Raw genomic sequence first — 8,065 nt, forward strand, 5'->3', positions numbered from 1 at the left:
GACTCTGGTGCACATGATCCTGCTCAGTGACCCGCGGCTCCAACAGCTTCCAATCCACGAGAGCGGCGAGCCTCTCGTCGACACGAGCTCTGCCCTGCTCCTCGATTCCCGCGAACGGGACTCCGCAGGCACCTACAGCCACGTGCGCAGCAATGTTCTCGATCGACTGCGCTTCGCTGATCGCACCCTCCCGAAAGGGACTCAACTCCTGATCATCGAGGGACACCGAACCACGAGCGAGCAAGCGCGTCGATTCAATCTGTACCAGCAGCGCATCCACGCCTCTGGGATCACCGATCGCGCTGAGCTGCACATCAGGACAAGCGCCTTCGTTTCACCAGTGGATGTAGCCCCGCACTGCACAGGGGGAGCCGTAGACCTAAGCTTGGCCGACGCCGCAGGAGCCGAACTGGACATGGGCGGCCCGGTGAACGGTCACCGCACAGGTGATGAGCGCTCCTGCCCACTCGAAGCCCCCGGACTCTCTGCGCTCGCGCAACGGAATCGGCAACTGCTTGTCAAAGCCATGAATAGTGCCGGCTTTGTGAACTATCCAACAGAATGGTGGCACTGGTCTTTCGGTGACCGGTATTGGGCCCTACTCACGGGAGCTCGGGCGGCCGTATACGGACCTGTGTAGTGAGGCCAGCCCTTCTGCGCAACCAGCTGCGGTCCCAAGTACAGTTCCCCAGCCCCAGGCGGGCCGTACGTCACCCCTGGCCGCACGCCTCACCCTCGAATGATCTTAATCGAATGAGCCAATCGTCAGTCGGTACCGATGGCCAGATACACGCCCGACAAATGGTGCAAAATATAACCAGCCCTCAATTAGAGGCATAACAGATTAAGGCCGCTATTTTACCTCAAACCCTCAAAGCGGGGAAAGCTTCACGTCGGGAGGGAAAGTCCAGCCAGATTGACACTACACTGACCAAGTCTTTACGCGACCTTTGCGCTAAATGTTTGCGTTTACATCTAGTTCTGATCTGTTAACCTGCGCGCCCCGCGTCTGGCCCGAAATGGCCCGCACGCGTTGAGCCTCGACGGGGACGAACGCTAGCCGGCCGACACATACGTCTCGGTCAGCGAAATTCAGTCACATACCGGAAAAGACCTTGAAACACCGAGCCTGTGCATGGTTCGACTAGTGCGAGGCCTGCAAAGGCCGACAGCTTCCTGCATCTCGAAGCTGGCATTCACGCAGGGCTCAAAGTCGAGCCGACTGCCAACGGGAGATAACCCCTTCAACCCTCGCCCGGGAGTGTCGTGTTCCGCAAACGTGCCGCACTTGAGGAAGATCGAAGTGGCACCAACGATCGCCGACCTCCGAAGCAGCAATTCGTAGGGGGCCTCCCGCGTTCCTTTTGGGTGCTATGGGTGGGGACGCTGATAGCGCAATCAGGGGCAATGGTAACTCCGTTCCTGAGCTACTACTTAGTTCATGATCGCGGCGTCTCGATAGATACGGCTGGGCTTATCCTCACGGTTCTGGGATCAGGCGGAATCTTTTCCCACCTCGTTGGGGGGTTCCTAACCGATCGCCTTGGGCCTCGAGCGACTTTTCTGTGCGGCATGGTCGTGAATGGACTCGCCCTGTTCCTCCTTGGCACCAGCAAAAATCTGACCTCAATAGTTATTTTCTCCTTTCTGGCTGGCATAGCTTCACAGATATACAAGCCAGCTTCGGCTGTCTTCGTCAAAGACGCTGCATCGTCAAACGATCGACCTCGGGCTTATGGACTCCTTTACTGGGCAGTAAACCTCGGGTATGCCATATCGATGTCAGCCGGTGGGGTTCTGGCGAATCTGGGATACCATCTACTGTTTCTGATCAACTCAGCTGCAAGCATTCTTTGTGGAGTCCTTGTTTGGGTGATGTCCCGACAATTCATTGATCGTCATCCAAGGGCCGCAAAGAATCCAAGCTTGACTGGCGCTTTGAAGGATCGTCTGGCGCTGTATTACATGCTGTCCTGGCTTCCATATGGGATCGTCTTCGGGCAAGCCACCACTACCCTCCCGATGGCGATGGAACGAGCCGGCCTAACAGTCGATTCCTACGGTATCGTGATCACCGCAAATGCTCTGGTGATCATCGCAGTGCAACCGCTTCTCGGCCCGATACTTGCCCGACATGATCACAACCGTGTTCTGATTCTCGGCATGATTGTCCTGGGGATTGGCTTCGGCTCCAACGCTTTCGCTACATCTATGGTGTCGTACGCGGGATCCGTCATAATCTGGACACTCGGCGAAATAGCCGTTACTTCAGTGAACCAGTCGATAATCGCCAGTCTGTCACCCCGCGGCGTCGAAGGAACATATTTCGGGCTGTACGGAGTCGTCTGGTCCGGAACTTTCGCTCTTGCACCATTGATTGGATCGCATCTCTTGAGTTTTGGACCCGATCATCTCTGGATCGTCTGCCTCCTGCTTTGTCTCGGAGCCGCAGCCAGCCAAAGAGTCATCGCCCCAGCGATCAGAAATCGCTCAGCTGCGACAACTGACTAAGAAGGGAACGGGAATGATATCGAACGTGCAGACCAAGGATATTCGGGTCGGTGTGATATGCGGAGGAAGTTCGCCTGAGCGCGCCGGATCACTAGCCTCCGGAGAAGCGGCAAGCAAAGCACTGTTAAGTAACGGATGGAACGTCTCGCTGCTCGACCTCACCGAAATAGACATCTCCCGCCTCAAAGAAGATATTGACGTGGCGCTCCTGGCACTCCACGGGTTGGGAGGCGAGGACGGCAAGATACAGGGAGCACTAGAAACACTCGGCATCCCGTATAGCGGATCGGGTGTCATGGCGTCGGCCGTAGGAATGCACAAGCCGACGTTCAAGAAATTGGCAACGGCGAACTCGTTGGACACGCCCCGCTGGATAGAAGTCGACCGCAGCATCTCCGCAATCGCTACAGCAACTTCCGCCGGCCTCACCCTAGGCTGGCCTGCCTTCGTGAAACCCGCTTCGGGAGGTGGAAGCCTGGAGGCCTCGATGGTTCAGGACGAAGTCGCACTCCAGCACATTCTTGAGTCTCGCGACGAAAATGACTACGACCAGTACATGGTCGAGGAATATATCGCAGGAACTCCGTGCACCGTAGGGCTATTGGAAGTAGGCGGTGTCCTCACGCCATTGCCAGTCCTCACTATCGAGACGGATCGTGAGTTCTACGACTACACGGCCAAACATGACATCCAACAGCGCAGGGAGCAGTGCCCAGCAAATCTGCCGCCCGGCATGGCGTTCAGGCTTCAACAGTATGCGCTGAGAGCACACCGCATGGTGGGTGCACACGGTGTATCACGCGTGGACTTCCTCATCACTCCCAACGGGCGAACCGTAATGCTTGAAATCAACACTGTCCCAGGGCTATCCCACCAGGGCAACCTGGCCACCATGGCGCGTGCAGCCGGAATTGATTATCCGCAACTGGTGGAACATGTGCTAGCTACTGCTTTCACCAAGCCGAGCTATCTCCCCTGAAAGCCGCATCCCGACAAGATCTGACCAGTCAGGCGCCCCATGGGGAAATGACTCGTTGCATGCCGCGATACACCTTTCTGCGCCGAGGAGGAAACTATGACAGCTACTGGCCGCAGGCTTATTTGCGTCGATGGACCCGGAGGACCGACACCAGAGTGGTTCGTCCCTCGGCTCCGAGAGAGGTACGATCTTACGATTCTATGGGCGCCTGTAGGGGATCAGCTGATAGACGATCATAAGCGAGATTCGTTCGCTAGGTGGAAGTGCCGTCAGGTCACCTTCCAATCAGGCGACGATCTAACTGCACTGATCAAACAACGCGCGCTTGCCGAGGAGTCTGACGGCATTCTCTGCTTTAGTGAGCTGCGCGTCATTGAAACGTATACCGCTGCGCTGGAATTGGGGCTTCCCACCAACCCTCGCAACGCGATACACGCCATGCGCGACAAGTACGTACAGCGTGAGCTCTTGGCTGCTGCCGGCGTACCGGTTCCTCGGTTCGCTCGAGTGGGAAGCGGCATGGAACTGGAAGAAGCGTACCAGCGAGTCGGTGCACCAGCGATTCTCAAACCGGTCACTGGGGCTGGCAGCCTCGCAACTTATCTCATCGATGACAGCACTGACTTGCACGCTCTATGGGAACTGGCATGTGAGGCCCACGACCGAGACCGCCGTGGAGGTAAGACATCCACGTTCATCCTGGAAGAACGGCTGATAGGCGTTAATAAGCATTCGGACGACCGGTACGGAGACTACGCAAGCGTAGAATCGATCACGTTCGAGGGGCGGACCGAGCATCTCGCCGTGACAGATAAGCTGCCGCTCACTCCGCCATTCCGGGAGAACGGGGGAATCCTTCCTTCGGTGTTGCCTGAGGCGGAGATCGAAGCGCTGCATGCAGCCGCCACTGATGCAGTCCGGGCCCTCGGGTTGAAGAACTGCGCCACTCACACGGAATTCAAACTCACAGCAGACGGGCCACGGATTATCGAAGTGAACTGTCGCGTCGGTGGAGGAGTAACCGAGCAGCTCTTCTACGCGGCTGAATACGACATAGTCGAGGCCCTGGCGGACATCTCGGTGGGTCGGCAGCCGGCTGCCATAAAGAATCCTGAGCGTTACGCAGCAATCATGCTGCCGCAGATCCCCTCCGAGCCGCTGGAGGTCGTGCATGCACCGACAACTGACCAGGTCCTCTCCTTCCCGGGGGCTATGAGTGCTCATATCAAGTATTCCGCGGGTGATCGTCCCCGATGGGAGGAAGGAACTGTCGCTGGTACTCTGGCACGAGTCTTCGCGGCTGCCTCAGGCCACGAGACGTTGCTCGGAACTTTCCATCGCCTCGAAAGCTCATTCAGCTTTACTGAGATCTCGGGCTGAGCTTCGGCTCATCACACCACGTAAGGGCCTACGCAGGTATCAGATGATCGTGCATCCCGTTCCGTACTTCTCGCAGTGGGAATCAAGCGAACTTGTAGCCGACTTTGTCTCTGGTTCGCTTAGCGCAGTTGAAGATCCGCGCTGGAGAGACTCAGGAGCGCCCAACGCAGAAGACTATGCGTTCTGGTCGTGGCGACTGTGCGGAGTCGCTTGCCTTCGCATGACTCTGCGCTACTGGACAGGTGAATCCTTGCCAGCCTTCCAATTGGCGCAGGAATGCATGGAGGCTGGGGCTTACCGAGTAGAGGGCGATAAGGTGCACGGCTTGATCTATGCTCCATTTGCCACGTATGTGACGCAGCGTTGGGGTCTTCCATGCTCGTCCCGCCCTGAATTCTCATTGTCCGAGGTCCGGGCTTGCATTGAAAGCGGCGGCCTTCCGATGCTGTCGGTGCATCCGTCTATACGAACTCCCGAGGTTCGTCCTCCGCATCAAGGAGGACATCTAGTTCTCGGAGTCGGATGCGATGAGCAAGCAATCGTGCTGCACAACCCGTCAGGCCTCAAGGGAATTTCGCAGGAATTCTTTGAAATCGATTGGGCGTTGTTCGACACCTTCTTTGCCGGTCGCGGCGTTACGGTCGGACCTGTGAAGTGAACAGTCTGGTGACGTGTCAGGATGTTCGCGGCTTGATGGGTAGCATCACGCTGGCGGCCATCGCGCAAATGTTATCGGCACACCGCAGCCGTTCAGGAGTCATTCTGGGGTCGGCGATGGCGTTGCCGTCGAGCTCATCGCCTTTTTCCCGCATCTGGCGTTGCCGGCTCCCTTCCGTCAGCTGTGACATAACGCCGCAGGGCCTGTCCCGGTTGAGCTCGAGATCAGCTCCTCCGTGACTCCAAATGTCTTAGGCTGTTGGTAAGCGGAGGAGAACGACGTTGTCTGCGACAGGTGCGTGTTCTTCGTGTCCCTCGTTCCCTTGAATGAGCATGGCGCCGGCAAGGGTGAGTCGGGCTACCTGCTGACGAAGTTCTTCGATCTCGGCCTTATGGTTGGCGATGGTCTTCTTGAGCTTGGTGACTGTTTCCCGGAGCCGCTTTTCGGTTTCCGAGACCTGTCGGGTTTGTGTGCGGACACGTTCGTAAAACTCGTTCTTCAGGTCGACGTGCCGTTTGAGGAGGGCCATGCGGTGGACACTAAGCCTCGGCGGCGAGGGCGACGACGGTGAGGCTGCCGTTGGAAGCGGCGGTCTGTCCGGCCAAGAGCCGGTCCATGGCCTCGCGGATGCGGGCGCGCTCGTCTTGGGGCTGTTGGTTCACGTGAGGGCCTCGGCGGGGTGCTCGGTGCTGTCGTGGGTATCGGCGATCTCGCGGAGGCGGTTGGCGTTGGCCTGAAGTCGCTTGCTGACCGGTCCGGGAGCGTGGGACGCGAACTGGTCAAGTCCGTCGGCGCGTTCACGGAGTAGGCGGGCGTGGGTGTCGGTGCGGACAGTGTTCCCGCAGCCCGGTCGGCAGTCGTACTGCCTTGGGGCTGTCGGCCCAGGCTCCGGTTCGCACAAAGCGGGCCTCGCCCAGTGGGCCGCTGCCCAGCGCCGTGCTGGAGGTGCTGGAGCACGAGGACGGCTGGGTCGGGCACGTGCAGCTGGTCACCGGCCGCCCGGCGAGCGACATCGACAAGGCCGCGGCCACCATCGAGGACGCCTTCGACCTGCTGGTCGGATCGGTCGTGGTCGACTCCGGCGGCAGCGGCGCGGAGATCTGGGCGTACCAGCGACCAGCTGGACGACGACGGTCTGTTCGACGGCGACCGCGCCGCCCTGGAGGACTGGGCGGCGGAGTACGCGCGCGTCTGGCGGGCGATGCGCGAGGGCGGCACGGTCGACATGGAGCGCTTCACGCGCCGCCTGGCCCGCCTGGAGGCCGGGCTGACCGACGCCGCGCACTACGCCCGGCACGAGGTCCTGGTCGCCATCGTGGAGAAGGCCGGCCTGCCGTACGAGAGCCTGTCCGAGGACGTCGCCTCCGGGATCGGCATGAAGGGCCGCTGACGCAGTAGGCCAGTCGCCGGGCCCGCCCCGTCCTCGGTGGGAGGGGGCGGGCCCGGCTGCTTACGGTGGGGTCGTGACCTCGCCCTCCGACGACGCGGCCTGGCCGGTGCCGGTGCGGGTCGTGCTGCCCGCCGACCCGGTACTCGGGCACCCGGAGCAGGAGGTGGTGGCGCGGCTGTGGAGGCGTACGCAGGATCAACCCAGACTTCGAAGTCGAGTCCGCCGACCTCCACTCGGAGTCCGACGTCACCCCGGGGCTCGCGGATCGGGGCGACGCCGCTGACCAGGGAGTGCGTCTCCAGAAGCTCCACGATCAGGTCGCGGACGCCTCCACAGGACGGGCCCTTCGTTGGCGTGATCTCAAGATCCTCCGCGTCCATCCCAGCCCTCCAGCTCATCGCTCGTCCGTCTCCCTCTCAACGACAGCCGGCGGCGCGAGTCGCGGGAGCCCCCAGACCGTTCCTCAGACACGTTCGAATTCTGAGCTGGGCGAACACCAGCCAGGACTTTGAACACAGCCTCTAACCTGGGCTCCCATCCGCTGCACTCCGGGGAGAACCACATGCCCGAGGCATCCGCCAGTCACCTGCACGCCCTCGCTGCCGACGCTGAGGCACTCCAACAGCGCCTACGCGATGCCCTCGCCGGGCTGGACGGGATGCCCCGTCTGAGTTTTCAACTCGGAGAAGCGTTCGCCTCGCTCGGGTCGGCCGCGCGGGCTTTGGAAGCGGCGGCCAACGAGGCCGCCACAGCTTGACTCCAAGGCCGCCCAAGGCCACAGCGCCAGCCGGAGTTCAACAGGCAGGCCGCATGCTGGAGAAGAGGTTCCGTGCCACCAGCCAGAGTGCTTTCGGCTCGTGGCCATCTGGGCCGCCCTGCCGTACTACTGATCCGAGCTCAGTACGGCGGCCGGCGCGGCGCCCCGTCTTTCCGCGATTGCCGTGGGGGCGGCGGCGCGCAGATGCGCGGCCAGGAGATCCTGGGCGGCCCCGCCCCGCGATCGCGAAGCGCTCGAAGTCCAGCACTAGGTTCTGTCTCTTTGGTCAGCGTCGGGTCCAGATGAGGATGCCGGCGAGGTGGAGTGCGGCCTGGTAGGCAAGGGCGAGTTTGTCGGTTCGTGTGGCCAGGCCGCGCCACTGCTTGAGTC

At 60.6% G+C, this 8,065-nt stretch carries 6 protein-coding genes and 2 pseudogenes; 6 read left to right on the top strand and 2 right to left on the bottom strand.

The window, feature by feature from the left end; genetic code table 11:
• Positions 1 to 13 precede the first annotated feature (13 nt).
• The 5 genes from ACLF5H_RS27890 (at position 14) to ACLF5H_RS27910 (ending at position 5,528) form a co-directional block, all read left to right on the top strand.
• Positions 14 to 640: a M15 family metallopeptidase gene (locus tag ACLF5H_RS27890; RefSeq protein ID WP_421678765.1), complete on the top strand. Its 627-nt coding sequence runs from the start codon at positions 14 to 16 to the stop codon at positions 638 to 640.
• A gap of 737 nt (positions 641 to 1,377) precedes the next feature.
• Positions 1,378 to 2,511 carry an MDR family MFS transporter gene (locus ACLF5H_RS27895; RefSeq protein ID WP_421678766.1) on the top strand — a complete coding sequence of 378 codons (1,134 nt, stop codon included), beginning with the start codon at positions 1,378 to 1,380 and terminating at the stop codon, positions 2,509 to 2,511.
• A 25-nt stretch (positions 2,512 to 2,536) separates the two neighbouring features.
• Positions 2,537 to 3,490, top strand: coding sequence for a D-alanine--D-alanine ligase family protein (locus ACLF5H_RS27900; protein ID WP_421678767.1), 954 nt, complete (start codon positions 2,537 to 2,539; stop codon positions 3,488 to 3,490).
• 438 nt (positions 3,491 to 3,928) lie between these two features.
• Positions 3,929 to 4,870, top strand: a complete 942-nt coding sequence (locus tag ACLF5H_RS27905; RefSeq protein ID WP_421678768.1) for an ATP-grasp domain-containing protein — start codon at positions 3,929 to 3,931, stop codon at positions 4,868 to 4,870.
• 43 nt (positions 4,871 to 4,913) lie between these two features.
• Positions 4,914 to 5,528 (top strand): C39 family peptidase, encoded by a 615-nt coding sequence (locus tag ACLF5H_RS27910; RefSeq protein ID WP_421678769.1) that lies wholly within the window; start codon positions 4,914 to 4,916, stop codon positions 5,526 to 5,528.
• A 250-nt stretch (positions 5,529 to 5,778) separates the two neighbouring features.
• Here ACLF5H_RS27910 and ACLF5H_RS27915 read toward each other — a convergent pair.
• A pseudogene (locus ACLF5H_RS27915) lies at positions 5,779 to 6,190 on the bottom strand (hypothetical protein).
• A gap of 563 nt (positions 6,191 to 6,753) precedes the next feature.
• Here ACLF5H_RS27915 and ACLF5H_RS27920 point away from each other — a divergent pair.
• A complete protein-coding gene (locus ACLF5H_RS27920) occupies positions 6,754 to 6,918 on the top strand; it encodes a hypothetical protein (RefSeq protein WP_421678770.1) in 165 nt (54 codons plus the stop codon).
• Positions 6,919 to 7,961: 1,043 nt separating this feature from the next.
• On the opposite strand, the pseudogene ACLF5H_RS27925 reads toward ACLF5H_RS27920, so the two are convergent.
• Positions 7,962 to 8,065: pseudogene (locus ACLF5H_RS27925) on the bottom strand (IS5/IS1182 family transposase); the annotation flags it as partial.

This window comes from Streptomyces sp. LaBMicrA B280, assembly GCF_049222185.1.
In the GTDB taxonomy this organism is placed as follows: Bacteria; Actinomycetota; Actinomycetes; order Streptomycetales; family Streptomycetaceae; genus Streptomyces; species Streptomyces murinus.

What these genes read in the sequence shown, in the direction of transcription:
- ACLF5H_RS27890 (WP_421678765.1), top strand. Translation starts at nt 14, where the DNA reads ATGATCCTGCTCAGTGACCCGCGGCTCCAACAGCTTCCAATCCACGAG.
- ACLF5H_RS27905 (WP_421678768.1), top strand. Translation starts at nt 3,929, where the DNA reads ATGCGCGACAAGTACGTACAGCGTGAGCTCTTGGCTGCTGCCGGCGTA.
- ACLF5H_RS27910 (WP_421678769.1), top strand. Translation starts at nt 4,914, where the DNA reads ATGATCGTGCATCCCGTTCCGTACTTCTCGCAGTGGGAATCAAGCGAA.
- ACLF5H_RS27920 (WP_421678770.1), top strand. Translation starts at nt 6,754, where the DNA reads ATGGAGCGCTTCACGCGCCGCCTGGCCCGCCTGGAGGCCGGGCTGACC.